Source organism: Delftia sp. WSY_10, from assembly GCF_043104705.1.
Lineage (GTDB): Bacteria > Pseudomonadota > Gammaproteobacteria > Burkholderiales > Burkholderiaceae_C > Comamonas > Comamonas tsuruhatensis.
In genome coordinates, this window is sequence record NZ_JBICKY010000056.1 from 343,998 (window position 1) to 368,951 (window position 24,954).

A 24,954-nucleotide genomic window follows, 5' to 3' on the forward strand; every position below is an offset into this window, starting at 1 on the left:
GATGAAAATCCGCGCACAGATCGGCATGGTGCTGAACCTGGACAAGTGCATCGGCTGCCACACCTGCTCCGTCACCTGCAAGAACGTCTGGACCAGCCGCCCCGGCGTCGAATACGCCTGGTTCAACAACGTCGAGACCAAGCCCGGCATCGGCTACCCGCGCGAGTGGGAAAACCAGGCCAAGTGGAACGGCGGCTGGATGCGCCGCACGGACGGCTCCATCGCGCCCCGCCAGGGCGGCAAGTGGAGCCTGTTGATGCGCATCTTCGCCAACCCCAACCTGCCCCAGATCGACGACTACTACGAACCCTTCACCTACGACTACGAGCACCTGCAGTCGGCCAGGGAAAGCAAGGCCGCGCCCACGGCGCGCGCACGCAGCCTGATCTCGGGCCAGCGCATGGAGAAGATCGAATGGGGTCCGAACTGGGAGGAGATCCTGGGCGGCGAATTCAGCAAGCGCAGCCATGACGTGAACTTCGAGCAGATCCAGAAGGACATCTACGGCCAGTTCGAGAACACCTTCATGATGTACCTGCCGCGCCTGTGCGAGCACTGCCTGAACCCGGCCTGCGTGGCGTCCTGCCCCTCGGGCTCGATCTACAAGCGCGAGGAGGACGGCATCGTCCTCATCGACCAGGACAAGTGCCGCGGCTGGCGCATGTGCGTCTCGGGCTGCCCCTACAAGAAGATCTACTACAACTGGCAAAGCGGCAAGGCCGAAAAATGCATCTTCTGCTACCCGCGCATCGAGGCCGGCCAGCCCACCGTCTGCTCCGAAACCTGCGTGGGCCGCATCCGCTACCTGGGCGTGCTGCTGTACGACGCCGACCGCATCGAGGAAGCGGCCAGCGTGGAGCGCGACCGCGACCTCTACCAGGCGCAGCTGGACATCTTCCTGGACCCCAATGACCCCGAGGTCATCCGCCAGGCCCGCATCGACGGCATCCCCGACGCCTGGATCGAGGCCGCCCAGTCCAGCCCCGTCTACAAGATGGCCGTGGACTGGAAGGTGGCCCTGCCGCTGCACCCCGAGTACCGCACCCTGCCCATGGTCTGGTATGTGCCGCCGCTGTCGCCCATCACCTCGGCGGCGAACGCCGGGCATCTCGACAGTGTCGGCCGCAGCCCCATCAATGGCGACCTGCCCGATGTCTCGCAGCTGCGCATCCCCGTGCAGTACCTGGCCAACCTGCTCACCGCCGGCGACACCACGCCCGTGGTGCGCGCGCTGGAGCGCATGCTGGCCATGCGCGCGTACCAGCGCAGCAAGCACGTGGACCAGGAACAGAACCTGGCCGTGCTCCAGTACGCGGGACTGACGGTGCACGAGGTCGAGGACATGTACCAGACCATGGCAATCGCCAACTACGAGGACCGCTTCGTCATCCCCTCGGCCCACCGCGAATACGCCGAAAGCGCGTTCGATTTGCGCGGCGGCTGCGGCTTCTCGTTCGGCAACGGCTGCTCCGACGGCAGCACCGACGCCAGCCTGTTCGGCGGCAAGAAGCCGCGCACCATCCCCATCCGCGCGCAAATGTGAGGACTGCCGCCATGTTCAATCACAACACCTCCACCCCCGTGCGCCTGACGCTGCGCGCGCTGGCCTGCCTCATCGGCTACCCCGGCGCCGAGCTGCGCGCCCTGCTGCCGGGCCTGATCGACGCCCTGCGCCTGGAGCAATCCGTGGCGCCCGCGCGGCTGCGCGAGTTGCAGCAGCTGGCCGAGCAGCTGCAGGCCATGGACCCCTTCGAGGCCGAGGCCCGCTACGTGGACACCTTCGACCGGGGCCACCAGACCTCGCTGCACCTGTTCGAGCATGTGCACGGCGACTCGGCCGACCGGGGCCCGGCGCTGATCGACCTGCAGCAGACCTACGAGCGCGCGGGCCTGGCCTTCGAGGCCGACGAACTGCCCGACCACCTGGCCGTGGTGCTGGAGTTCGCCTCCACCCAGCCGCCGGCCATCGCCCGTGAATTCCTGGGCGAGATGGCCCACATCCTCAACGCCCTGTTCACGGCGCTGGCGCGGCGCGACAGCCCCTATGCCAGCGTGATCGCGGCCGTGCTGGAGATCACCGGCCACCGGGCCGAGCGCGTGGAAATCCGCCCCGAGCCCGCCATGGACGAGGCCTGGGCCGAACCCGCCGCCTTCGACGGCTGCAGCAGCCAGGGCAAATCCCGTCCCGGCGCCGAGCAGCCCGTGCATTTCGTGCGCCGCACGGCGGCGCCCCAAGCCCAAGGACCCCGCCAAAGGAGCCTGACATGACCCCCTCCTGGATAGACCACCTGCTCTTCGGCCTCTACCCCTACATCTGCCTGGCCGTGTTCTTCATCGGCAGCTGGCTGCGCTTCGACCGCGACCAGTACACCTGGAAGAGCGATTCATCGCAGCTGCTGCGCAGCGGCAGCCTGCGCTGGGGCAGCAACCTGTTCCACATCGGTGTGCTGTTCCTGTTCTTCGGCCACACCGTGGGCATGCTCACGCCGCACTTCGTCTACGAGCCCTTCATGGCCGCAGGCGCCAAGCAGCTGCTGGCCATGGTCAGCGGCGGCATCGCGGGCACGCTGGGCTTCATCGGCCTCACCATCTTGCTGCACCGCCGGCTGTCGGACGTGCGCATCCGCGCCCACTCCAGGTTCAGCGACATCGCCATCCTCTGGCTGCTGTGGCTGCAGCTGCTGCTGGGCCTGGCCACCATCCCGCTGTCGGCAAAGCACATGGACGGCTCCATGATGATGGCCCTGGCCGAATGGGCGCAGCGCATCGTCACCTTCCGTGGCGGCGCGGCCGAACTGCTGGCCGAGGCCGGCTGGGTGTTCAAGGCCCACATGTTCCTGGGCATGAGCATCTTCCTGGTCTTCCCCTTCACGCGCCTGGTCCACGTCTGGAGCGGCTTCGGCACCCTGGTCTACCTGCTGCGCCCCTACCAGCTGGTGCGCTCGCGCCGCCTGGGCCTGCCCGCATCGTCGGCACGCCGTGACGCCAAGCCCGGCCATTGAGGAGATCGACATGGAACATGGATGCAACGGATCGGGCGGCGGCCACTGCGGCTGCGCGTCTTCAACCCCTTCTTCTTCTACTTCTTCTGCCCCGATGGGGGATCTCCCGGCGATTCCCGAAGTGCCGGCCTTCCAGCCCGTGGGCGAGGCCGGTGCCGAGGTGGCCCGCATCAACAACACGCCGCTGCACGCACCCGGACAGCGCCCGCCCGAGCGCGAACTGCGCCAGCGCGCCTGCACCGAGCTGCTGCGCCAGGCGGCCCAGCGCGAAGGCCTGCTGGGCGCCGATGATGCGGCCGGCGACGACGGCGTCATCAGCGAGCGCGCCTCCCAGGCCATAGAGCAGCTGCTGGAGCAATCGCTGCACCTGCCCGAGCCCGGCGAGGACGCCTGCCGCCGCCACTTCGATGCCAACCCCGCGCGCTTCGCCCAGGGCGAGCGCGTGCGCCTGCGCCACGTGCTGTTTGCCGTCACGCCCGGCGTGGACGTGCGCGCCCTCACCCAGCGGGCCGAGGCCCTGCTGATCGAGTTGCGCTGCGCCGACGACGCCGGCCTGCGCTTTGCCGAGGCCGCGCGCCAATGGTCCAACTGCCCCAGCGGCCAGCATGGCGGCGAACTGGGCTGGCTGGGCCGCAGCGACTGCGCGCCCGAATTTGCGCGCGATGTCTTTGCCTCCCAGGAAATCGGCGTGCTGCCGCGCCTGGTGCACAGCCGCTTCGGCCTGCACGTGGTCGAAGTCTGCGCGCGCGAGGCGGGCGTTCTGCCCGACTGGCAGCAGGCGCGCCCGGCCGTCGCCCAGGCCCTGCACCAGCAGACCTGGGTGAGCGCGCTCCACCAGTACCTGCAAATGTTGGCCGGCCAGTCCGAGGTGGTGGGCGTGCGCATCGCTGCGGCCGACTCGCCGCTGGTGCAATAGCAGGGGGAAGTGCCCATGCCCGACGACGAGCTGCTGCAGCGCCTGCGGCGCTTCCACGAGCACGCCTTCCCGCAGTACCGCGCGCAGTTCCGCACCCTGGTCGAAGAGGGCCAGCATCCCACTACGCTGTTCATCGGCTGCTCGGACTCGCGCCTCGTGCCCTACCTGCTCACGGGGGCGCCGCCGGGCGAGCTGTTCCTGGTGCGCAACGTGGGCGCCTTCGTGCCGCCGTACGACGGATCGCACGGCCACCACGGCACGGCGGCGGCCATCGAATTCGCCGTGCTCAACCTGCAGGTCAGCCGCATCGTGGTCTGCGGCCACAGCCACTGCGGGGCCATCAAGGCCCTGTATGGAGAAGTCTCGCCCGAGGCACGCAACCTGCAGCGCTGGCTGGACCTGGGCCGCGAGGCCGTGCTGCCCGTGCAGGCCGGCCCCGAGGCGCTGCGCCGCACCGAGCAGCGCGCCGTCGTGCTGCAGCTCGAACGGTTGATGGACTATCCCATGGTGCGATCGCGGGTAGAGGCCGGGCAGCTCAGCCTGCACGGGTGGCACTATGTCATCGAAGACGGCGAAGTCCATGTCTTCGATGTCCAGACCGGCCGCTTTGTTGCGGCATCTCAAGCTCCGCACAGCGGCACCGGGCCGTACCCGCCCTACGTGGAGCATGATGGACAAGTGCTTGTCGACTGAGGCCCGAGCAAGTGCCAGGGACGGCGGCAGGCAAGTCAACACGGGAGCCATGCCAATGCATCGCGAAAACCTGGGCCGCGCGCAGGACGCGGCGGATCTGCAGCCCATCAGCCTCGATGTGCTGCGCGAGAAATACCTCAAGAACGGCGAGACCGGCGTGGGCGAGCTCTACGCCCGCGTGGCCCGCGCCCTGGCCTCGGTCGAGCCCGAGGCGCGCCGCGCCGAATGCGAGGCCCTGTTCCTGGCCAACCTGCAGGCCGGCGCCATAGGCGCGGGGCGCATCATGAGCGCGGCCGGCACCGACCTGCAGGCCACGCTGATCAACTGCTTCGTGCAGCCCGTGGGCGACTGCATCCAGGGCGTGGACGACGGCGGCTACCCCGGCATCTACGAAGCCCTGCGCGAAGCCGCCGAAACCATGCGCCGTGGCGGCGGCGTGGGCTACGACTTCTCGCGCATCCGCCCCCGCGGCGCCGAGGTGCGCGCCACCGCCTCGCTGGCCTCGGGCCCGTGCAGCTACATCAACGTCTTCGACCAGTCCTGCGCCACCGTGGAAAGCGCGGGCGCGCGGCGCGGCGCCCAGATGGGCGTGCTGCGCATCGACCACCCCGACGTGCTCGAATTCATCACCGCCAAGCGCACGCCGGGCCGCTGGAACAACTTCAACGTCTCGGTCGGCGTCAGCGACGCCTTCATGCAGGCCGTGGCCGAAGACCAGCCCTGGCACCTGGTGCACCGCGCCCGCCCCGGCACCGCCCTGCTGGAGCAGGGTGCCCACCAGCGCGCCGACGGCCAGTGGGTCTACCAGACCCTGCCCGCCCGCACGCTGTGGGACACCATCATGCGCTCGGCCTACGACTTCGCCGAGCCCGGCATCCTCTTCCTGGACCACATCAACGACGACAACAACCTGCGCTACTGCGAGGAGATCGCGGCGACGAATCCTTGCGTCACGGCAGATACCTGGGTACTCACCGAGTCGGGACCAGCCCAGGTTGCAGACCTCGTCGGAAAGACATTTGGCGCCGTGGTCGACGGTCAGGTTTACGCCACCGAAAGCGCGGGCTTCTTTGCCACCGGCCGCAAGCCGGTGCTGCGGCTGACTACACGCGAGGGCCAGGTGCTGCGCCTGACCGCAGACCATCTGGTGCGGCGTGTCGCTCGCCGCACGCGCTATGCGTTGCAGGCCGAATGGACTCCGGCCGCCCGACTGCAGGCAGGCGACGAGGTACTGCTTCATAACCACCGTGCGTTTCAAGGCTGGGATGGGCAGGGCACCGAGGCCGAAGGCTACCTGCTGGGCCTGCTGATAGGCGATGGAACCCTCAAGGCCGACAAGGCCGTGATCAGCGTATGGGCGCCCGAGCTGCGCCAGGTCGCAGGCAACGCCAGCAGTGCGGTGGCCTATGCCGCCACGGGCGCGGCAGGCATCATGCAGGCCGCTGAGGCTGCAGCAGCCAGCTTGCGCCACCGCGCGGATTTCCGTGGATTCCAGCGGCCAGTGGCGGGACGTGGCGAGGCGCGCATGGCCAGTGCCGCATTGCGCGATCTGGCGCTTGGCATGGGGATGGAGCCAGGGTGCAAGTGCATCACCAAGTCCATGGAAGCGGCCTCTTCTGCATTTTCCGCAGGGCTGCTGCGCGGCCTGTTTGATGCCGATGGATCGGTCCAGGGCACACAGGACAAGGGCGTGAGCCTGCGCCTGTCCCAGAGCGATTCTGAGTTGCTGCGTACCGTGCAGCGCATGCTGCTGCGCCAGGGCATGGCGTCGACGATTTATGAGAACCGTCGGCCAGCCCAACTGCGCGCCATGCCCGACGGCAAAGGCGGCCAGCGCGACTATGCAACCCAGGCACAGCATGAACTGGTCATCAGCGGCGACAACCTTGGCATCTTTGCCGACCGCATAGGCCTTGCGGATACCGACAAGGCCGAACGGCTGGAGCAGGCCCTGGCCCAGTACCGGCGCACCCCGAACCGTGAGCGCTTCACTGCCACCGTCCAGGCGTTGGAGAGCGACGGCGAGGAAATGGTCTATGACGTCACGGTGGCAGACTGCCACGCCTTCGACGCCAATGGCCTGTATGTGCACAACTGCGGCGAACAGCCGCTTCCCTCCTACGGATGCTGCGACCTCGGCCCCGTCATCCTCACGCGCTTCGTGCGCCATCCGTTCGGCTTCGCGGGCGAGCCTGTGTTCGACTTCGAGGCCTTCGAGCGCGCCGTGGCCGTGCAGGTGCGTGCGCTGGACAACGTGCTGGAGCTGACCTGGTGGCCACTGCCGCAGCAGCGCGAGGAAAGCGAGGCCAAGCGGCGCATCGGCGTGGGCTTCACGGGCATGGGCAATGCGCTGGCCATGCTGCGCCTGCGCTACGACGCGCCCGAGGGCCGGGCCATGGCCGCGCGCATTGCCGAGCGCATGCGCGATGCGGCCTATGGCGCCTCGGTGGAGCTGGCGCGCGAGAAGGGGGCCTTCCCCAAGTTCGACGCCGATGGCTACCTGGCCGAAGGCACATTCGCCAGCCGCCTGCCCGATGCGCTGCGCCAGCGCATACGCACGCAAGGCATACGCAACAGCCACCTGCTGTCCATCGCGCCCACGGGCACGGTCAGCCTGGCCTTTGCCGACAACGCCTCCAACGGCATAGAGCCGCCGTTCTCCTGGACCTACAAGCGCAAGAAACGCACGGCCGATGGCGGCAGCGCCGAGTACGCGGTCGAGGACCATGCCTGGCGCCTGTACCGCTCGCTGGGGGGCGACGTGCAGCAGTTGCCCGAGTACTTCGTCAGCGCGCTGCAGATGCCTGCGGCCGGCCACATCGCCATGATGCAGGCCGTGCAGCCCTTCGTGGACACGGCGATCTCCAAGACCGTCAACGTGGCCGCCGACTATCCCTACGAGGACTTCAAGGACCTGTACCGCCAGGCCTGGAAGGCCGGCCTCAAGGGCCTGGCCACCTACCGGCCCAACACCATCCTGGGTGCCGTGCTCGAAACCCATGCGCCCGAATCTGCTGAAAAGCCGGCCTCCCCCGCGCCGGCGGGAGCGGCGGCTTCCGCACCCGACCCGCTGCGCACCGTGATAGAAAGCCGCCCGCAGGGCGCGCTGGACGCCGTGGCCGAGAAGATCGAGTACTGGACCCAGCAAGGCCCCAAGCGCCTGTACCTGGTCGTCTCCTTCCTGCCCGTGGTCCTGCCCGATGGCCGCACGGTGGACCGCGCCATCGAATTCTTCATGCCCGTGGGCCAGAGCGGCGAATCCCAGCAATGGGTGACCTCCAGCATGCGCCTGCTGTCACTGGCCGCGCGCGGCGGCTTCCTGGAGCGCGCCCTCAGCGACATGCGCAAGGTGGCCTGGGACCGGGGCCCCGTGCGCCTGGGCACCCACCAGCGCGACGACGGCACGCGCGTGCCCATGTGGCACGACTCCGAGGTGGCCGCCATCGCCTATGCGGTGCAGAACATCCTGGCCCGGCGCGGCAGCGGCGCACCGCCCGCCCCATCGCCGCTGCCCGAGTCCGACGCCCTGGCCACCGACCCCATGGTCATGGCCGGCCGCAAATGCGAGGAATGCGGCGCCCATGCCGTGATCCGCAAGGACGGCTGCGAGTACTGCACGGCCTGCGGCAACCTGGGGAGTTGCGGGTAAAGGGCAGTCCGCTGTGGTTTTCAAAAAATGGCGTTCAGTAGTTTTGCTGTGTTCAGCAATTGCTGAATGCAGCCATTTCATTGAAATTCGGTTGAAATTTTCACCAAAAATGCTATTTTCAGCGAATGTTGAAAACTGCTGATCCAGTGAATATCGAGCAACGCGCCGTGGATGCGCTGCGAGCAGCCTTGGGAGAAGCGCCCGGGCTCACGGTGCTCGATATCGAGGCCGGCAACGATATCCAGGACGTGTCGGTGGACCTGGTCTGCCATGTCGATTTCGGGGGGCGACGCCACGTTGTTGTGGGCGAAGTGAAGTCAAGCGGGCAGCCCCGGTATGTGCCGAAGGCGTTGCTGCAGCTCAAAACGTATGTTGGCAGACAGCAGGGCTCGGACTTGGTCACGCCTGTTTTCATCGCGCCCTATCTCTCCGAAGACGCCCGCGCGCTGTGCACGGAAAACGGGGTCGGCTACCTTGACTTCGAGGGAAACGCGCGCATCGTGTTTCCCGGCTTCTTCATGATGCGCACTGTGGCAGGCAAGCCGCCAGCGGAGCGGCGACAGTTGCGCTCGCTGTTCAAGCCCAAGTCCGCTTCGGTGCTTCGTACCATGCTGCGAGATCCATCGAAGAGTTGGCGGGTAGCGGATTTGGCCGAGGCATCGCTTGTCAGCGTCGGACATGTCAGCAATGTGCGCAATAGCCTGCTGGACAGGGGATGGGCTGAAGTGTCCGAAGAGGGGGTCTTCCTCTCCAATCCCGACGGGCTGCTTGATGCATGGCGCGACGACTATGCGCCCCCTGGCGCGGACCGCCGAGCTTTCTACACGACCCTGCATGGGGCCTTGTTCGAGGACGCGGTTCGGAAGTTGGGACCGACATTGGCGGATGACGGGCTCGCCATTCTTTCCTCGTTCTCGGCGGCCAACTGGCTGGCGCCCTATGCACGCGCCGGGACGCATTACTTCTATGCCGACGAAGAAGGGGCAGACCGACTGCGCCAGTTCCTGAGTCTTTCGCCAGCAGGCCGGGGTGAGAACGTGGTGGTCACCGTCCTTGACGACCTTGCCCTGTTCAATGACTCGGTCGAAGCAGCAGGCGGTATTCATTGCACGAGTCCAGTCCAGACCTATCTGGATCTGTACGTGTCGGGTGAGCGTGGCCGCGAAGCGGCTGAGCATCTGCGTCGGGAAAGGCTGCAATGGCAGGGATGACCGCTGGCGAGCCTCAATCCGCAAATGACTACGACGACCGTACGACGGCGGCCGTCAAATCCGTCCTGATCGAGATCGGCCAAATCCTGGGCAGCTACAAAGGCAGGTATGCCGTCGTGGGTGGTGCGGTGCCTTGGCTGCTCCTGAATCAGAATGACATGCGCCATGTGGGGACGCTGGACGTCGATCTGAGCCTGGACGCCGCAGCATTGGGGGGCGGCGAGTATGCCCACCTCATAGAGTCACTGAAAAGTCATGGTTACGAGCAGCGCGAGAGCCTGCGGCGCTTTCAACTCGTGCGGCAGATCGATGCCCGCGATGGAGGCCCGCTGATCGACGTCATCGTGGACTTTCTGAGGCCGCGAGACGCTGTGACCGCGAAGAACGATCCACCGCTGGTGGACAACTTTGCTGTGCAGCGGGCCAGCGGCGCCGAGTTGGCGCTGAGATTCTGCGAGTTCATTCCGATCTCTGGAGCGATGCCCAACGGCGGGACGAACCGGGTCGAGGTGGCCGTCTGCTCCATCCCGGCACTGCTGGCAATGAAAGGTCATGCAATCCATGGCCGCTACAAGCACAAGGACGCCTACGACATCTACTACTGCGTCCGTAACTACCCTGGCGGCATTGACGCGCTGGCTGCAGCCTGCCGGCCATTGCTTGATCACCCGGAGGGCCTCGCCGGATACCGATTTATTGCCGGGAAGTTTGATTCTCCCGATGGATTCGGACCCACCTGCGTCCGGCGGTTCGTTGAGGAAAGCAGGACGCTGGGGGAACGCTCTGCGGACCAGTGGCAGCTTGACGCCTTTGGACAGGTGCATGCATGGTTGCGCGCGCTAGGTCTATGAGCAAGACGCCTGCAGCCGCCATTCATTCAGTGCCCGCTTGCGACTTATGGTGAGCAATGGAAGCCAAGAGTTTTTCATCCAAGGACTTGCATATGCAGCTGATGAGTCAACGCCCGCAGGGCGATGCCGTGCCCGGCTGGCGCGCGCCCGGCACGGGCTTCGACCAGCCCTTCGAGATGCTCGAAGCCTGCCACGAGCGCGTGCTGCGCATGTTGGCGCTGCTGGACCGGCTGCGCGTGCATCTCCGGACCAAAGGTTGCGACGACAGCGCACGCCAGGCGGCGCGCGACATCCTGCGCTACTTCGACCAGGCGGCGCCGCTGCACCATGAGGACGAGGAGCTGCATGTCTTCCCGCCGCTGCTGGAGCAGGGCGATGCGCAGACCGTGGCCCTGGTGCAGCGCCTGCAGCACGAGCACGGCCTGATGAGCGCCGACTGGGCGCTGGCGCGCCAGCCACTGCTGGACATGGCCGAGGGGCGGTCCCAGGGCTTTGGCGCGGCTGACGAGGCGGTGTTCGAACGCTTCGCGGCCTGCTATGCCAGCCATGTCGAGAATGAAGAGCGGCTGGCCTACCCGCAGGCGCGCGGCCTGCTGCCAGAGGCAGCGCAGGCGGCCATGGGCCGTGAGATGGCCGTGCGGCGCGGCGCGGACCTGTCACGGAGATAGCGCCGCCGGCAGCGCGCGGGAGCCGGCGCGGCGATACTCGCAGGCTTTGAACCTGTCCCGCCTCGCCTGCCATGCCCGAGCGCCGCCACATTTTCCTGCTTCGCATCGCACTGACCCTGCTGGGCGCCTTTGCCGCCGCCCAGCTGTGCCTGTGGCTGCGCACGCCGCTGCCCTGGATGCTGGGGCCGCTGATCGCCACTTCGCTGGCCTCCATCCTGGGCGCGCCCACGGCCAGTGCGGGCCGGCTGCGCAACGGCGGGCAGTGGATCATCGGCGCCTCGCTGGGCCTGTATTTCACTCCGGCCGTGGTGCAGTTGATCGCGGGGCTGTGGTGGGCGATTGCCGTGGCCATCGTCTGGGCGCTGCTGCTGGGCTGGGGCTTCGGCGCCTGGCTGTACCGCGTGCATGCGCCGCGCATGCCGCAGATACCGGCTGGCGAGATGCGCGCCACCACCTACTTCGCGGGCGCCATTGGCGCGGCCTCTGAAATGACGCTGCTGGCCGAGCGCGAGAACGCGCGCACCGACCTGGTGGCGGCCAGCCACAGCCTGCGCCTGGTCATCGTCACCGTGAGCATTCCGTTTGCGCTGCAGTGGAGCGGCCTGCATGGGCTGGAGGGGCTGACGCCTCCCAGCATCCGCATCGTCGAATGGCCGGGGCTGGCGCTGCTGGCCGTGCTCACGGGCCTGGGCGCCTGGGCCATGGACCGGCTCAAGCGCGCCAACCCCTGGTTCCTGGGCGCGCTGCTGGTGTCCATGCTGCTGACCATGTGCGGCCAGGAACTGTCGGCCGTGCCCCAGGCCCTGGTCAATGCGGCGCAGCTGGTGATCGGCATCAGCCTGGGCGTGCGCTTCAAGCGCGAATTCCTGCACACCGCGCCGCGCTGGCTGGGCTCCGTGGCCTTGGGCACCGTGGGGCTCATGGCGATCTGCGCGGGCTTCGCCTGGCTGCTGCACCTGGCCGTGGACCTGCCCTGGGTCACCCTGCTGTTGGGCACCTCGCCGGGCGGCATCACCGAGATGGCCATCACCGCCAAGGTGCTGCAGCTGGGCGTGCCCGTGGTCACGGCCTTCCAGGTCTGCCGGCTGATCGCCGTGCTGCTGCTGGTGGCGCCGCTGTTCCGCTGGGTGGAGGCGCGCGGGCCGGCCGCGTCGCGCACGGCCTAGGGCCACCTCACCACAGCCCACTGTCGCTGGTAGACACCGCAATCGCACCACCGGCCAGCGCCTGCTGGACCTGCTCCTGGCTGCAGACGAAGCCCGAGGCCACGAGCGGCGGCAGGATGCGGCGCTCGGCCTCGGTGATGTGGGCCAGCATGGGGGCGGGCATGATCTGCACGAGGTTGGGGTCGCTCTGCTCCACGGCCTTGATGCTGCGCGGCCAGGTGGAGCGGTCGGTGACGAAGACCTTTTGCATGGTCAGCAGCCCGGCCTTGTTGGCGCGCTGGATGGTGGCCACGCGCGTGGACAGCAGGCTGCTGGCGCCCAGGTCCACAAGGTAGTCCACGCCGCCCTTGTCGGGCGAGATGCCGTCGCAGCTGTCGATGTTGACGATGGCGATCTTGCCCGCCCCGGTGATGGTGGAGATCACCGAGCGCAGCCGGCGCAGTTCGATGTTGGCGACGATGGCGACTTCGGCCTGGCTGGCCAGCAGCGCGTCCATTTGCTCGGCCCCGTACAGGGTGGCGATGACGGGGCGGCGCGCCAGCCGCGCGCCCAGGGAGTTGTCCGGGCGGCCCATGTCAGAGGTCCAGCCCCAGCTTGCCGGGGTTGAGCAGGTTCTTGGGGTCCAGCATGCGCTTGGTGGCCTCCAGCAGCGCAAAGGCCGGGCCCAGCGATTGCCGCATGTAGGGCGCGCGCAGCAGGCCCACGCCGTGGTGGTGGCTGAGCGTGGCGCCGTGGCGCAGCAGCACGGCGTTGGCCGCGTCCCAGGCCGCGCGGTACCACTGGGCACGCTGGTCCACGGCCACCTCGCCGCGCAGCGAAAAGTACAGGCAGGCGCCATCCACATAGGCATGCGACTGGTGGGCCGAGCCGGCCAGGGTGCCGGGGATGGCCTGCAGGGCGGCGACCACTTCCTCGTAGATGGCCGGCAGGTCTTTCCAGGGGCCGCACATCTCCAGCGTGTCGGCGACGAAGCCCGGGCCTTTCTTGAAGCCCTCGGCGCTCTTGCCGGTCAGGTAGCGCGTGTCCAGCCAGCGCTCCAGGGTGGCGGCGCCGTCCAGCCGTTCACCCAAAGGTGCACACACACGTTCGCAGATGGCCATGACGGCATCGACGATCTCGGGCGCGCCTTCGTCGGCGATCAGCAGCACGTTGAGGTCGCTGCGGCCGAATTGCACGCCGCTTTCCAGCGCGTCATACAGCCGCAGCGCGGCGGGGTTGGCGCCTTGCTGCAGGATCTGGCGGCAGGCCTCCAGGCCCTGGGCAAAGCTGGCGAAGCCATAGGCGATGGCGCGGCCGTGGTCGGGCAGGCGGTGCAGCTTGAAGCGGATGCGCACGATCACGCCCAGCGTGCCTTCCGAGCCGATGAACAGCTGCTGCAGGTCCGGCCCGATGGCCGCGCGCGCGTAGCCGCCCACGGTGACGAGGCGGCCATCGGCCAGCACCACATCCATGCCGTGGACCATGTCCTCGATCTTTCCGTAGCGCGTGGACAGCTGGCCTGCGCCCCGGCAGGCCACCCAGCCGCCCACGGTGCTGATGCCGAAGGACGAGGGCCAGTGGCCCATGGTCATGCCGTGGCGGCGCTGGATGGTTTCCTCGAACACGTCGCCGAACATGCCGGCCTCGACCTCGACGATCTGGCTTTGCTCGTCCATGGCGATGAAGCGATTGAGTTCGCACAGGTCCAGCACGATGCCGCCGCGCAGGGGCAGGGCCGCGCCCGTGACGTTGCTGCGCCCGGCCGAGACGGTGACGGGAATGGCGTGCGCGTCGGCAATGCGCATCACGGCCTGCACCTGCTCCACGGTGGATGCATGGGCGATGACGGCCTGCGGCGTGGCCGGGTTGCCCGAGGTCTCGGCCACCATGGTGCGGGCCCACCAGTCGCGCGTGCCGGCAACGATGTCGGCGCGCTCGGTCTGCACGCGGTCGCAGGCGGCGCGCAGCGCGGCGAGCGCGGCCTCGGGCACGGCCACGGGCTCGTGCTGCAGGCCGCAGGCAGGACCTTCAGAGGCAGGGCGGTCGGCTGCGGGTGCGGCCTGCGCCGCCCAGCCCGGGGTCGTGGGGGCGCCCACCACGTAGTTGCGGCGGTTGTAGCCGCGGGCGATTGCGTCTTTGCTCAGCATTGGATGTCTCCCATCAAAATCTGTTTTTCGCGCTCCATGGCGCGGCGGTAGTCGTGGATCTGCTGCGCTATCTGCGCAGGTGCCAGCCCCAGTTCCTGGGCCAGGATGTCGCCCACGCGCGCTGCGGCGCGGGCCGATGCATCGCGCGCCATGAGGCGTGCGCGCATGCGGCGCGAGAGCACGTCTTCCACCGTGCGCGCCATTTCGTGGCGCGCGGCGTAGAGGACTTCGGCCTCGGTGTGGGGCAGTCCCTCGACGATGGGCCGGGCCAGCGCGGGATGCGCGTCGAGGATGTCGCTGACGAAGCGCGCTTCCGTGCCGTAGCGCTCGCCCAGGTGGGCCGACAGTCCGCCCGTGGCCGTGATGGCCTGGGCGTCGTAGCCGGCCGCGCCCAGCAGGAAGGCCGAGGCGGTGGTGCAGCGCGTGCGCCGGCCCAGCAGCTTTTCCACGGCGTCCACGGTCTGCTCGGCCATGTGGCGCGAGGTGGTGAGCTTGCCGCCGACGATGGTGACCAGGCCGTCGCCGGCCACATGGATCTCGTGGTTGCGCTTCATCTCCACGGTCTTGCCGCCGGGCGGGCCGACCAGGGGGCGGCAGCCGGCGATGGAGCCGACCACGTCCTCGGGCGACAGGTCCACCTTGAGCGCCGATCGCGCTCCTTCGAGCAGGAAGTCCAGCTCGGCGCGCGTGCAGTGCACATCGTCCAGGCTGCCCGCATAGTCCTCGTCGGTGGTGCCCAGGTAGGAGACATCGCCCCAGCGCGTGATGGTGGCGCGCCGGCTGCGGCCCGGCACGGGGATGGTGACGGTGCAGTCGTTGCGTATGCGCAGCCAGGGAATGGCCACGTGCACGCCCTTGGCGGGGCGCACGTGCAGCTGCGCCTGCTGGTCGGACCTGCGGCCATCCCAGTCGCGCAGCCAGACGCCCGTGGCCATGACCACGCTGCGCGCGCGCACCGTGATCTCGCGGCCATCGGCCTGGACGATGGCGCCGTCCACGCCGCCGTGGGCGTTGCGCGTGATGGCGGTGGCCCGGGCATGGTTGAGCACGGCCGCGCCATGGAAGGCCGCCGTGCGCGCCACGGCCAGCGTGAGCCGCGCATCGTCCACGCGCGCATCGAAGTACATGTAGCCGCCCAGGAGCTGCTCTTCGCGGAAGGTCGGGCAGTGCGACAGCACCTCGGCCTTGCCGAGCTTGCGGTGCAGGATGCCTTCGCGCCAGCCGCCGGCCAGGTCGTAGGTCCACAGCAGGCTGCCGAAGGCCTTGGCCAGGCGGGCGTCGAAGACGCCGTCGCGCTCCATCACGGGAAACAGGAAGGGCAGGCGCTGCACCAGGTGCCGCGCATTGCGGCGCAGGCGCTGGCGCTCCAGCAGCGAGTGCCGCACCAGTCCCAGGTTGCCCTGCTCGATGTAGCGCAGGCCGCCGTGCACCATCTTGGAGGACTTGGACGAGGTGCCCGAGGCGAAGTCGTCCTTCTCCACCAGCGCCACGCGCAGGCCGCGCAGGCTGGCGTCCAGCGCCGCATAGGCGCCGGTGATGCCGCCGCCGATGACCAGCAGGTCGAAGGCCTCGTCACCCAGCCGCGCGAGCTGGTCCGCGCGCTGCAGCTGCAGCGGCGCGGTCTGGGTCAGCATGGCGCTGTCCCTGCGCTCCTTGCCAAAGGGCCATTGCATCATGCGCAGCCCTCCAGGGCGGCGCTGCGGCCGGGGGCCCGGGCGCGGGCCAGTTCGTCGCCCACGCGGGCGCGCCAGATGCGGCGGCGCTCGCCGCGCTCGTCGGCGGCCATGCGCGGGGTGAAGACCGCTTCGGTGCGCAGCGTGGCGCAGGCCTGCTCCAGCCCGTCCCACAGCAGGCCTGCGCTGCCGGCCATGAAGGCGATGCCGCGCAGGCTGGCCTTGTCGGTATCGGCCAGGCGTCGCACGGGCAGGCCGCCCAGGTCGGCCTGGATCTGCAGCAGCGCATCGCTGCCCGACAGGCCGCCGCCCACCAGCAGCTCGCCCACCTCGGTGCCTGCGGCCGCCTCGTCCGCCTGCACGCAGGAGGCCACGGAATGCGCAATGCCTTCGAGGATGGAGCGCGCCAGCTGCGGCCGCGAGGTGGCCATGGACACGCCCGAGATCGAGGCCCGCGCGCCCGGCTCCATGGCCGGCAGGCGCAGGCCGGTGAGCGCGGGGATGAAGACCAGGTCGGTCGGCGTCTCGGCCTCGCGGGCCAGGGTGCTGATCTGCTGCGGGTTGTCGAACCACTGCAGCTTCTCGCAGATCCAGTTGAGCGCCGATCCCGTGGTGGGCACATAGGTCTCGATGGCATAGCGCGAGACACCGCCCATGCGCCGCGCGGTCATGGTCAGCGAGCTTTCGTGGGCCGCGTCATGCGCGGGCAGCTTTGTTCCCGTGAGCACATCGACGAAGCTGCCCGTGCCATGCACGCACAGCGCCTGGCCCCGCTCCAGGCAGCCCAGGCCCACGGCCGCCGCATGCTGGTCGCCCGCGCAGGCCAGGATGGGCACGGCCAGGCCCAGCAGCTCGGTGCGCGTGCGGCCGAAGTCCTGCACGTCCTCGCACAGGCGGGGCAGCAGCTCGGCGGGAAACTCCAGCGCGTCCAGCCAGTCCTGCAGGTAGCGGTGATCGCCCAGCGCATAGGCGTTGCCCGAGGTCACGTTGGTGGGCGTGGTGACCACGGCGCGCGCATCCGACAGATGCCACAGCAGCCAGGAGTCGATGGTGCCGAAGGCCAGGCGGCGCTGCTGCCAGGCACGGGCCACGGCCGCATCCTCACGCAGCTTGCGCGCGGCCCACAGGTAGGGCGAACGCACGCCCACGGGCCGGCCCGCGTGGCGGATCAGCCGGGCATCCCAGTCGCCGGCCAGCAGGGCCAGTTCGTCGCGGTGGCGCGAGTCCTGCCAGACCATGATGGGGGCCAGCGACCGGCCCGTGGCCGTGTCCCAGAGCACGGCCGAGCAGCGCTGGTTGGCAATGGCCAGGGCCACGATCTGCTGGCCGCTGCCCTGGGCGCGGGCGATGGCGCGGCGGCACACGTCCAGCGTGCGCTCCAGCAGCAGGTCGGCGTCCTGCTCGACCACGCCGGGGCGCGGGCAGTGGATTTCCAGCGGCAGATAGTCCTGGGCGGACACCTGCCCGTCGCGCCCCACGACGGCGGCGCGCGTGCCCGAGGTGCCTTCGTCGATGCAAAGGATCACGGCTTCATGGTGCATGGAGTGTTCTCTTTCAGGCGGTGGTTTGAGCGATCTTGGCGGGCGGGGCGGCGTCGTCCGCGAACTGAGGCGCGCCGGGCTCGTCGTCGGGGTTCACCGTGGTGCGCGTGGGGTCCCAGCGGATGGAAAAGCAGACGATGCTGGCCAGCAGCGGCACCACGGACAGGATGAGGAAGGTGTTCTCCAGCCCGTACTGCTGGCGGAACAGCGGGAACACCAGCAGCCCCAGCGCCGCGCCCATGGCGCCCAGCGCACCGATCACGCCATTGGCGCCCGCGCGCAGCTCGCTGCGGAACGACAGCGTGGACAGGCTCTTGCCGTTGGCGCCGGGCCCGCCCGAATGAAAGAGGATGAACAGCGAGGGCACGGCCACGGCCAGCCAGATCGGCATGCGGCCGTTGAACAGGCCCAGCACCAGCAGCATCAGGAACACCAGCGCAAAGCCGAAGGCCGAGGCCCGCCGCAGGCCCAGCCGGCGCCCGATGACGGGCGACAGGAAGCCGCCGACGATGCCGAACACGTTGAACACCAGCGCGCCCAGCGTGGCCTCGCGGAAGTCCTTGCCGAACAGCGAGGCGCTGATCAGCGGCAGGTACCAGCCCACGGCAAAGTACTGGATGGACTGGCCTATCTGCACCGTGGCCGCCAGCAGCGTGCGCGGCAGGTAGATGCCGCGAAAGATCAGCAGCACATTGGCCAGGCCGCGCCGGGCCGGGTTGAGTACGGGCAGGCGCTCGGCAAGGGGCGCGGCCCTGAAGGTCTGGCCATAGATGCGCGTCATGGCGCGGGCCGCGTCGTCCAGCCGCTCCTTGCGAGCCAGCCAGGTCGGGCTTTCCACCAGCAGCGCGGCCTGCATGCCCAGGATGAACACGCCGAACACGGCGGTGGCCGCGACCGAGTAGCGCCACAGCGAATCGCCCACGTCCCAGGAGTGGAACCACAGCGCCAGCACCAGGTTGCTGCACACGGCCATGTACCACATGCCCTGCCAGACATTGAGCCGGCTCTTGAGGCGTGCGGGCGTGAATTCGGCCAGCACCGCCATGGCGATGGCGAAGTCGATGCCATAGGCCGCGCCCACGAAGAAGCGGCCGAAGAGGATGGTGGCGTAGTCGGGCGCCATGCTGACCAGCAGCGCGCCGGCCACGGCCAGCACCTTGGCGATGACCAGCGGGCGCATGCGGCCCCAGCGGTCGGCCATCCAGCCGCCGATGGGGTTGAAGGCGATGGACACCCAGGAGGCCAGCGACGTCATCCAGGCCACCTCGGCCGGCGTGAGCTGCTGGTCGCGCGTCATGGGCCCCAGGCCCACGCTGAGCGCGGAGTTGGAAAAGGCGTCGAGGAAAAGGCCGCCGAGTGCCAGCCACCAGATGGTGCCGGCGCGGCCTGAAATGCCCTGGCGTGCGTCGATGTACGAGATGACATCCTGAACGCCACGAATGCTGTGGCCTGTGGTTTGCATCGCTGCCTCCTGGTTGTCTGCAAGAGGCCGGCGCACACCACACAGGCGTGACAAGACCATCTCACAGATGGTCTTCAAATCTTGAACCTGCGCTCAGGATTCTAGGCAGGAGGCGCAGGCTGCGGATCGGTGAAAGCACCAGGGTCCGTGCAATGGCCGCGCCCAAAGAAAAAGCCCGCCGCAGAGAGTCTGCGGCGGGCTTGGCACGCGGCCCCTTCAGGGGACCGTGCGCTGTGTGCTGTCAGTGGACCACGACAGGCTGCTGGGCCAGGCCGGCGTAGCGCTCCAGGGCGTCCTCGACCTCTTCCTCGGTGGGGGCGTCCTGCTGCCAGGCGATGATCTGCTTCTGGAACATCTCGGCCCAGGATCCATCCAGGTAGACCTCCTTGCCCGAGCGCTTGTCCACGATTTCGAAGCCGTGGCGTGGCAGTTGGCGGGCGGCATCGACCGCAGCTTCGCCGGCCGCTGCATCCGGATCCATGTCGGGACGCAGATGGAGCACCACAAAAGATTCGGAGTCGTAAAGCATTTGCATGGTGTTCCCTTTCTGGCCCGTTGCCGGGCGTCGCACAGCCTACATGGCTGCGAAGCGCCGGATTTCAAGGACCGTGGGGGTCCCGATCTATCGCAGGCACTTGCATGCAGTATTCCACGGATTGGCATGCGCTGCGGCGTGTGCCGCAGGCCGCGCTGTGGTAGGCGGGCGGTGGCGTTGGCTGCAAGTGCAGGACTACCGGGAAATCACCGGTGTCCCACCGGTGGCCCGTGTGTCATGGCGCCTGGCGGCTCTTGAGCTGCAGATCGGCGAAGTCGCCGTTGTCCTCCGTCAGCCGGATGCGCACGGGCAGGTATTGCATGGACGGCGCCAGCCACAGCGAGGCCTGCTGGTCATCGCCGGCCGCTGCGATCTTGTCCAGGCGCAGCGCCTGCGTGCTGCCCGAGGGCAGGTCCAGCGTTTCGGTCTCGCCCACGCGGAAGGTCCAGCGGTCGGCGCGCCGCGCGCTGACGGTGATGAAGCTGATCTGCGTGCCCGCCGGGTAGCGCTGCGGCGCCGCCGCCAGCAGGGCGGACAGCTGCAGGAACACGCTGAGCCGGTCCTGCGCGCCGGGCGCGATGGGCGCGTCGGGCGCGCCCGTGCTGAAGCGCGCCAGGTTCTGGTCGAACGCCAGCTGCGCCGATTGCTCCTTGCGCGCCTTGTCGTTGAAGCGGCTGGGCTCCAGGCCCCTGTCGGTGATGCGGCCCTCGCTGGTCTGCGAGCGCGAGCCCAGCAGGAACAGGCTGACTTCCTGGCTGGCCTGGTACTGGCCGTTGGCATGGCGCCAGACCAGCTCGGCATTGGCCGAATAGTTGAAGCGCTTTGCCTGGCCGGTGACGGCGAACGACAGCCGCGCGGGATCGGGCAGTTGCACGGGAACGGGGGCGTCGGAGGCCAGCGGCGTGCCGTCGGGCGAGGTGATGGCCATGCCCTGGGCCGGTCCGGCCGAGGGCGTGGGCGGTGTTTCGGGTTCGGGCTTGGGAGCGGGCGGCGCCGGCGGTGTGGCCGGAGTTGGCTCGCTGCCGGCACCCGTATCGGCAGCAGCACGGGCGGTTTCCGAGGCGTCCGATGCAGCAGGCTCCTGCGCTGCGGCCATCGGCAAGGGCTCCACGGTTTCGCGGATGGGCGTGTCCAGCGGCTCGGCCACGGGTGCGGTGGGCGCGGCGGGTGTCGGGCGCTGGACCTTGGGGCGAGGGCGGGGTTGCGGCTTGGGTACGGGCGCAGGTGTCTCGGGCGCGGCGGCAGGCGGGGGAGCGGGTGGCTCGGGCAGGGACAGCGCCCGTGTCTGCATGGCCGCCACCTCGGTGTGCGGCGCTGACACCTGGCTCCACAGCGGCAGGCCCAGCAGGGCCAGGGCGTGCACGCCCAGCACCACGGCGGTGAGGGCGGGCAGGGCGCGCTGGCGCAGGTGCATTTCAGGCATTCCAGCCCAGGTCCTGGGACAGCTGCACGCAGGCCTCGCGCAGGGGCGCATCGATGGCGCCGCCGTATTCGGGGTCGAAGGTGGCAATCGAGCCCAGCGTGGTCAGGCCCAGCACGATATGGCCCGAGGAGTCGAAGACCGGCGTGCAAAACGCCACGATGCCGGGCAGCACGGTATCGACCACGCGGGCGGTGCCGCGCTCGCGCACCTCGGCCAGCATGGCGTCTATGGCCTCGGGGGTGAGCGGCAGGTCCTTGCGCTGGATGCGGCGGGCCTTGTCCACCTCGGGCTCCAGCAGCGGGGCCGTGACCTCGCGCGGCAGCCAGGCCGCGAAGCAGCGCCCGGTGGCCGAGGCCAGCATGGGCATGACGTCGCCCAGGCGCAGATTGGCGGTGACCGACTGCGCGCTTTCCTCCCAGTGCACGATGGTCGGCCCGTGGTTGCCCCAGACGGCGATGGCCGCCGTGTGGTGGATGCGCTCCATGAGCGCGGGCATGCGTTCGCGCGCCAGCCGCACGGGGTCCAGCCGCGCCAGCGATGCCAGGCCCAGCTTGAGCGAGGCCGGGCCCAGGTCGTAGCGGGAGGTGCGCGCGTCCTGGGTGACCAGGCCGATGCGCTGGAAGCTCACGAGGTAGCGGTGCGCCTTGGCGGCGCTCATGCCGGCGTCGGACGCCAGGTCCTTGAGCATCTGCGGGCCCCGGGCGCGCGTCAGCGCCTCCAGCAATGTAAAACCGACCTCGACCGATTGAATCCCTGCGCGTTCCTTGTCCATTGCAATAGAATTTGGTTTTGTTTAGTTAAATCAATTTAACTTATCGTAATTCGTGGCTGCGTCGCCATGGGTATCCAGGCCGCTGCCCGGATGCCGTGGCGCGCGGCGGCGGCACGGGGGAGCAGCATGAAACTTGCCACATACAAGGACGGATCGCGGGACGGGCAACTGGTCGTGGTGTCACGCGACCTGAGCCAGGCCCATTATGCGACCGGCATAGCGAGCCGCCTGCAGCAGGTGCTCGACGACTGGAGCTACATGGCGCCCCAGCTGCAGGACCTTTACCACCTGCTCAACAGCGGCAAGGCGGTCCATGCCTTTGCCTTCGATCCGCGCCAGTGCATGGCGCCGCTGCCGCGCGCCTACCAGTGGGCCGACGGCTCGGCCTACATCAACCATGTGGAGCTGGTGCGCCAGGCGCGCGGCGCCGAGGTGCCCGCCAATTTCTACACCGACCCGCTGATGTACCAGGGCGGCAGCGACGATTTCCTGGGCCCCTGCGACGACGTGGTGGTGCCCAGCGAGTCCATGGGCATCGACTTCGAGGCCGAGATCGCCGTCATCACCGCCGACGTGCCCATGGGCGCCACGCCCGAGCGTGCGCTGGGCGGCGTGCGCCTGGTCATGCTGGCCAACGACGTGAGCCTGCGCAACCTGATCCCCAGTGAGCTGTCCAAGGGCTTCGGCTTCTTCCAGTCCAAGCCCGCCACCTCCTTCAGCCCCGTGGCCGTGACGCTGGACGAGCTGGGCGACGCCTGGAAGGGCGGCCGCCTGCACCTGACGCTGCAGTCCACCTGGAACGGCCGCAAGGTCGGCATGTGCGATGCGGGCGAGGACATGAGCTTTCACTTCGGCCAGCTCATCGCCCATATCTGCAAGACGCGCAATGTGCGCGCCGGCTCCATCGTGGGCAGCGGCACCGTGAGCAACAAGGGCGTGGAAAGCGGCAAGGGCAAGAACCGGCGCATGGAGTGGCCCAAGGGCTACAGCTGCATCGCAGAGAAGCGCTGCATAGAGACCATCCAGGACGGCGCGCCCAAGACCGAGTTCATGCGCTTTGGCGACACCATCCGCATCGAGATGAAGGGCAAGGACGGCCAGAGCATCTTCGGCGCCATCGACCAGAACATCGTCGAGCCTGCCGAATGAGCCGCGTCTGCGCACCCTGGTGGCGCCTGGCGGGCAGGTCGCTGCGCGCCGGCCTGGCCGCGCTGGCGCTGTCGCCGCTGGCGGGGGCATTCGCGGCGCCCCCGGCCGCGGACCCTGTCACCTGCCCGCCCGAGGCGCGCATGCCCGGCCCGGACGAGATCCGCGCCCTGCAGCGCAAGGCGCAGGACCGTGGACTGCTGTGGCACATCGAGCACCGGGGCCGCACCAGCTGGCTCTACGGGACCATGCACGCGGCCAAGCTCGACTGGAGCGTGCCCGGCCCCACGGTGGCGGACGCGCTGCGCGCCTCCGACAGCCTGGCGCTGGAGCTGAACATCCTCGATCCCGAGGTCATGAAGGTCTTGTTCGCAGGCATGCAGGCGCGGCCCGATGCGCCGCCGCTGCGCGGCGATCTCCAGCGCCGGCTTGAGGAGCAAAGGCGCCTGGCCTGCGCCGGCCCCGAGCTGGCCCTGCTGCGCCCCGACGCCCAGGTGATCTCCCTGTTGTCGCTGGCCGGCCGCAGCGAGGGGCTGGACGCGTCCTATGGCATCGATTTCTCGCTGGCCGGCGTGGCGCTGGCCCTGGGCAAGCCCGTGCTGTCGCTGGAGACGCCCGAGCTGCAACTGCGCGAGCTGGTCTCGGACGACCCCGCGCGCGTGGCCGAGACGGTGGAGTCCGGCCTGCGCCAGCTGGAAAGCGGCATCGCCTCCCAGAAGCTGGGCCTGATCGCAAGCGTCTGGGCCGATGGCCGCATCCACCTGCTGGAGAGCCTGCCCGACTGGTGCGACTGCATGGCCAATGCCGCCGAGCGTGCCGACTACGACCGCATGGTCTATGGCCGCAACCCCGGCTTGGCGCGCGAGGTGGCGCGGCAGATCCGTTCCGGCCGCAGCGTGTTCGCCGCCGTGGGCGCCCTGCACATGGTGGGCACGCGCGGCCTGCCGGCGCTGCTGGCGGCCCAGGGCTTCAAGGTGCAGCGCGTGGAGTTCCCCGCAGCCAGCCCGCCCTGAAACACACGGCCGCCGCCTCCATGAACAAGAGCAACAGGGCGCGGCCAGGACCCATCCACACCCATCCCACAGGAGACAACAATGGACCGTAGACAATTCCTGGCCGCCGTGGCGGCCTCATCCGCCGGCATGGCCGCGCCTTTTGCACAGGCGCAGGACTGGCCCGCCAGCAACATCCGCTGGGTCGTGCCCTATCCGCCCGGCGGCGGCACCGACGTGCTGGCGCGCACCGTGGCCGAGGCCATGCGCCAGACGCTGAACCAGACCATCGTGGTGGACAACCGCCCCGGCGCCTCCACCAACATCGGCGCCCAGATCGTGGCCACGGCCAAGCCCGACGGCTACACCATCATGTCGGCCGACAACGCCGTGCTGGCCTACAACGAGCACCTGTTCAGCAAGCTGTCCTTCAACCCCGAAAAGGACTTCACCTACATCGGCGGCATCAGCCGCTTCCCGATGGCTCTGGTGGTGAACCCGAACTTCGAGGCCAAGACCTTCAAGGAATTCCTGGCCTACGTGAAGGCGCATCCGGGCCAGGTCAACTACGCCTCTCCCGGCAACGGCTCGCCCCACCACCTGGCCATGGAGATGTTCAAGAACCGCACAGGCACCTTCCTGACGCACATCCCCTATCGCGGCGCGGCGCCCGCGCTGGCCGACGTGATGGGCGGCCAGGTGCCCTGCATGTTCCTGGACCTGGCCTCGGGCCTGCCCGTGATCCAGTCGGGCAAGGTGCGCGCCCTGGCCATCGGCACGGGCAAGCGCGTGCCCAGCCTGCCCGAGCTGCCCACGCTGGCCGAGGTCGGCGTGCCCGACACCGAGGTCTATGCCTTCCAGGGCATCCTGGGCCCGGCCAAGATGCCCCCGGCCGTGGTGCAGCGCCTGAACGCCGAGCTCAACAAGGCCCTGGCCAACCCCGCCGTGGTCAAGCGCATGCAGGACTTCGGCATGGAGGCGCTGCCCGGCACGCCCGAGCAGTTCCTGGCCATGTCGCGCGCGGAGTCCAAGCGCTGGGGGGCCATCATCAAGAGCGCGGGCGTCAAATTGGACTGACCCCCTGAGCGGCTGCGCCGCTTCCCCCTTCTCGCTTCGCGGAGGGGGACG

21 protein-coding genes are annotated in these 24,954 nt (G+C 68.9%); 13 read left to right on the forward strand and 8 right to left on the reverse strand.

The features are described from left to right. The first annotated feature begins 1 nt into the window (after position 1). The 10 genes from narH (at position 2) to ACF8ML_RS24245 (ending at position 12,156) form a co-directional block, all read left to right on the forward strand. Positions 2-1,543 (forward strand): nitrate reductase subunit beta, encoded by a 1,542-nt coding sequence (narH, locus tag ACF8ML_RS24200; RefSeq protein ID WP_034363529.1) that lies wholly within the window; start codon positions 2-4, stop codon positions 1,541-1,543. An 11-nt stretch (positions 1,544-1,554) separates the two neighbouring features. Then, on the forward strand, positions 1,555-2,268 hold the full coding sequence (narJ, locus tag ACF8ML_RS24205; RefSeq protein WP_047326399.1) for a nitrate reductase molybdenum cofactor assembly chaperone: 714 nt from the start codon (positions 1,555-1,557) through the stop codon (positions 2,266-2,268). Further along, the gene (gene narI, locus ACF8ML_RS24210) at positions 2,265-3,002 is read left to right on the forward strand and encodes a respiratory nitrate reductase subunit gamma (RefSeq protein ID WP_012203043.1); all 738 of its coding nucleotides are present in this window, start codon (positions 2,265-2,267) and stop codon (positions 3,000-3,002) included. Before narJ ends, narI begins: the two co-directional genes overlap by 4 nt. A 94-nt stretch (positions 3,003-3,096) precedes the next feature. Beyond that, the gene (locus ACF8ML_RS24215) at positions 3,097-3,918 is read left to right on the forward strand and encodes a peptidylprolyl isomerase (protein ID WP_047326284.1); all 822 of its coding nucleotides are present in this window, start codon (positions 3,097-3,099) and stop codon (positions 3,916-3,918) included. 15 nt (positions 3,919-3,933) lie between these two features. Further along, on the forward strand, positions 3,934-4,611 hold the full coding sequence (locus ACF8ML_RS24220; protein ID WP_016451950.1) for a carbonic anhydrase: 678 nt from the start codon (positions 3,934-3,936) through the stop codon (positions 4,609-4,611). A gap of 55 nt (positions 4,612-4,666) precedes the next feature. Further along, positions 4,667-8,260, forward strand: coding sequence for an LAGLIDADG family homing endonuclease (locus ACF8ML_RS24225; RefSeq protein ID WP_392408192.1), 3,594 nt, complete (start codon positions 4,667-4,669; stop codon positions 8,258-8,260). A gap of 146 nt (positions 8,261-8,406) precedes the next feature. Then, entirely contained in the window at positions 8,407-9,471 is a 1,065-nt protein-coding gene (locus ACF8ML_RS24230; RefSeq protein WP_392408194.1) for a type IV toxin-antitoxin system AbiEi family antitoxin, read from the forward strand. After that, the gene (locus ACF8ML_RS24235) at positions 9,459-10,322 is read left to right on the forward strand and encodes a nucleotidyl transferase AbiEii/AbiGii toxin family protein (RefSeq protein WP_047218513.1); all 864 of its coding nucleotides are present in this window, start codon (positions 9,459-9,461) and stop codon (positions 10,320-10,322) included. The genes ACF8ML_RS24230 and ACF8ML_RS24235 overlap by 13 nt, the downstream gene beginning before the upstream one ends. Positions 10,323-10,423: 101 nt before the next feature. Continuing rightward, positions 10,424-10,990 (forward strand): hemerythrin domain-containing protein, encoded by a 567-nt coding sequence (locus ACF8ML_RS24240; RefSeq protein ID WP_392408195.1) that lies wholly within the window; start codon positions 10,424-10,426, stop codon positions 10,988-10,990. Positions 10,991-11,061: 71 nt separating this feature from the next. Then, positions 11,062-12,156, forward strand: a complete 1,095-nt coding sequence (locus ACF8ML_RS24245; RefSeq protein ID WP_392408196.1) for an AbrB family transcriptional regulator — start codon at positions 11,062-11,064, stop codon at positions 12,154-12,156. Between the two features lie 7 nt (positions 12,157-12,163). On the opposite strand, the gene ACF8ML_RS24250 is transcribed toward ACF8ML_RS24245, so the two are convergent. The 8 genes from ACF8ML_RS24250 to ACF8ML_RS24285 all read right to left on the reverse strand — a co-directional run bounded on the left by ACF8ML_RS24250 (position 12,164) and on the right by ACF8ML_RS24285 (position 21,688). Next, entirely contained in the window at positions 12,164-12,730 is a 567-nt protein-coding gene (locus tag ACF8ML_RS24250) for a glycerol-3-phosphate responsive antiterminator (RefSeq protein ID WP_012203049.1), read from the reverse strand. A gap of 1 nt (position 12,731) precedes the next feature. Continuing rightward, positions 12,732-14,282, reverse strand: a complete 1,551-nt coding sequence (locus tag ACF8ML_RS24255) for an FAD-binding oxidoreductase (RefSeq protein ID WP_392408197.1) — start codon at positions 14,280-14,282, stop codon at positions 12,732-12,734. After that, a complete protein-coding gene (locus ACF8ML_RS24260) occupies positions 14,276-15,958 on the reverse strand; it encodes an FAD-dependent oxidoreductase (RefSeq protein WP_392408198.1) in 1,683 nt (560 codons plus the stop codon). The genes ACF8ML_RS24255 and ACF8ML_RS24260 overlap by 7 nt, the downstream gene beginning before the upstream one ends. Beyond that, entirely contained in the window at positions 15,955-17,496 is a 1,542-nt protein-coding gene (locus ACF8ML_RS24265) for an FGGY family carbohydrate kinase (RefSeq protein WP_047326279.1), read from the reverse strand. Before ACF8ML_RS24265 ends, ACF8ML_RS24260 begins: the two co-directional genes overlap by 4 nt. A 13-nt stretch (positions 17,497-17,509) precedes the next feature. Further along, positions 17,510-18,958, reverse strand: a complete 1,449-nt coding sequence (locus tag ACF8ML_RS24270; RefSeq protein WP_197944867.1) for a nitrate/nitrite transporter — start codon at positions 18,956-18,958, stop codon at positions 17,510-17,512. Between the two features lie 241 nt (positions 18,959-19,199). After that, entirely contained in the window at positions 19,200-19,493 is a 294-nt protein-coding gene (locus tag ACF8ML_RS24275; RefSeq protein WP_034363542.1) for a DUF3567 domain-containing protein, read from the reverse strand. Positions 19,494-19,728: 235 nt separating this feature from the next. Next, the gene (locus ACF8ML_RS24280) at positions 19,729-20,916 is read right to left on the reverse strand and encodes a DUF3108 domain-containing protein (protein WP_392408199.1); all 1,188 of its coding nucleotides are present in this window, start codon (positions 20,914-20,916) and stop codon (positions 19,729-19,731) included. Next, entirely contained in the window at positions 20,909-21,688 is a 780-nt protein-coding gene (locus ACF8ML_RS24285) for an IclR family transcriptional regulator (RefSeq protein WP_012203056.1), read from the reverse strand. Before ACF8ML_RS24285 ends, ACF8ML_RS24280 begins: the two co-directional genes overlap by 8 nt. A 126-nt stretch (positions 21,689-21,814) precedes the next feature. Between ACF8ML_RS24285 and ACF8ML_RS24290 the strand changes: the two genes are divergently transcribed. The 3 genes from ACF8ML_RS24290 (at position 21,815) to ACF8ML_RS24300 (ending at position 24,903) form a co-directional block, all read left to right on the forward strand. Next, positions 21,815-22,837 (forward strand): fumarylacetoacetate hydrolase family protein, encoded by a 1,023-nt coding sequence (locus ACF8ML_RS24290; RefSeq protein WP_034368208.1) that lies wholly within the window; start codon positions 21,815-21,817, stop codon positions 22,835-22,837. Then, positions 22,834-23,847, forward strand: coding sequence for a TraB/GumN family protein (locus tag ACF8ML_RS24295; RefSeq protein WP_392408200.1), 1,014 nt, complete (start codon positions 22,834-22,836; stop codon positions 23,845-23,847). The genes ACF8ML_RS24290 and ACF8ML_RS24295 overlap by 4 nt, the downstream gene beginning before the upstream one ends. Before the next feature lie 81 nt (positions 23,848-23,928). Beyond that, positions 23,929-24,903: a tripartite tricarboxylate transporter substrate binding protein gene (locus tag ACF8ML_RS24300; protein ID WP_016446620.1), complete on the forward strand. Its 975-nt coding sequence runs from the start codon at positions 23,929-23,931 to the stop codon at positions 24,901-24,903. Positions 24,904-24,954: the final 51 nt, after the last annotated feature.

Bases quoted from the DNA above. Each gene is read 5' to 3' on its own strand.
- narH (WP_034363529.1), top strand. From the start codon at position 2: ATGAAAATCCGCGCACAGATCGGCATGGTGCTGAACCTGGACAAGTGC.
- narJ (WP_047326399.1), top strand. From the start codon at position 1,555: ATGTTCAATCACAACACCTCCACCCCCGTGCGCCTGACGCTGCGCGCG.
- narI (WP_012203043.1), top strand. From the start codon at position 2,265: ATGACCCCCTCCTGGATAGACCACCTGCTCTTCGGCCTCTACCCCTAC.
- ACF8ML_RS24215 (WP_047326284.1), top strand. From the start codon at position 3,097: ATGGGGGATCTCCCGGCGATTCCCGAAGTGCCGGCCTTCCAGCCCGTG.
- ACF8ML_RS24220 (WP_016451950.1), top strand. From the start codon at position 3,934: ATGCCCGACGACGAGCTGCTGCAGCGCCTGCGGCGCTTCCACGAGCAC.
- ACF8ML_RS24225 (WP_392408192.1), top strand. From the start codon at position 4,667: ATGCATCGCGAAAACCTGGGCCGCGCGCAGGACGCGGCGGATCTGCAG.
- ACF8ML_RS24235 (WP_047218513.1), top strand. From the start codon at position 9,459: ATGGCAGGGATGACCGCTGGCGAGCCTCAATCCGCAAATGACTACGAC.
- ACF8ML_RS24240 (WP_392408195.1), top strand. From the start codon at position 10,424: ATGAGTCAACGCCCGCAGGGCGATGCCGTGCCCGGCTGGCGCGCGCCC.
- ACF8ML_RS24245 (WP_392408196.1), top strand. From the start codon at position 11,062: ATGCCCGAGCGCCGCCACATTTTCCTGCTTCGCATCGCACTGACCCTG.
- ACF8ML_RS24250 (WP_012203049.1), bottom strand. From the start codon at position 12,730: ATGGGCCGCCCGGACAACTCCCTGGGCGCGCGGCTGGCGCGCCGCCCC.
- ACF8ML_RS24255 (WP_392408197.1), bottom strand. From the start codon at position 14,282: ATGCTGAGCAAAGACGCAATCGCCCGCGGCTACAACCGCCGCAACTAC.
- ACF8ML_RS24260 (WP_392408198.1), bottom strand. From the start codon at position 15,958: ATGATGCAATGGCCCTTTGGCAAGGAGCGCAGGGACAGCGCCATGCTG.
- ACF8ML_RS24265 (WP_047326279.1), bottom strand. From the start codon at position 17,496: ATGCACCATGAAGCCGTGATCCTTTGCATCGACGAAGGCACCTCGGGC.
- ACF8ML_RS24270 (WP_197944867.1), bottom strand. From the start codon at position 18,958: ATGCAAACCACAGGCCACAGCATTCGTGGCGTTCAGGATGTCATCTCG.
- ACF8ML_RS24275 (WP_034363542.1), bottom strand. From the start codon at position 19,493: ATGCAAATGCTTTACGACTCCGAATCTTTTGTGGTGCTCCATCTGCGT.
- ACF8ML_RS24280 (WP_392408199.1), bottom strand. From the start codon at position 20,916: ATGCCTGAAATGCACCTGCGCCAGCGCGCCCTGCCCGCCCTCACCGCC.
- ACF8ML_RS24285 (WP_012203056.1), bottom strand. From the start codon at position 21,688: ATGGACAAGGAACGCGCAGGGATTCAATCGGTCGAGGTCGGTTTTACA.
- ACF8ML_RS24290 (WP_034368208.1), top strand. From the start codon at position 21,815: ATGAAACTTGCCACATACAAGGACGGATCGCGGGACGGGCAACTGGTC.
- ACF8ML_RS24295 (WP_392408200.1), top strand. From the start codon at position 22,834: ATGAGCCGCGTCTGCGCACCCTGGTGGCGCCTGGCGGGCAGGTCGCTG.
- ACF8ML_RS24300 (WP_016446620.1), top strand. From the start codon at position 23,929: ATGGACCGTAGACAATTCCTGGCCGCCGTGGCGGCCTCATCCGCCGGC.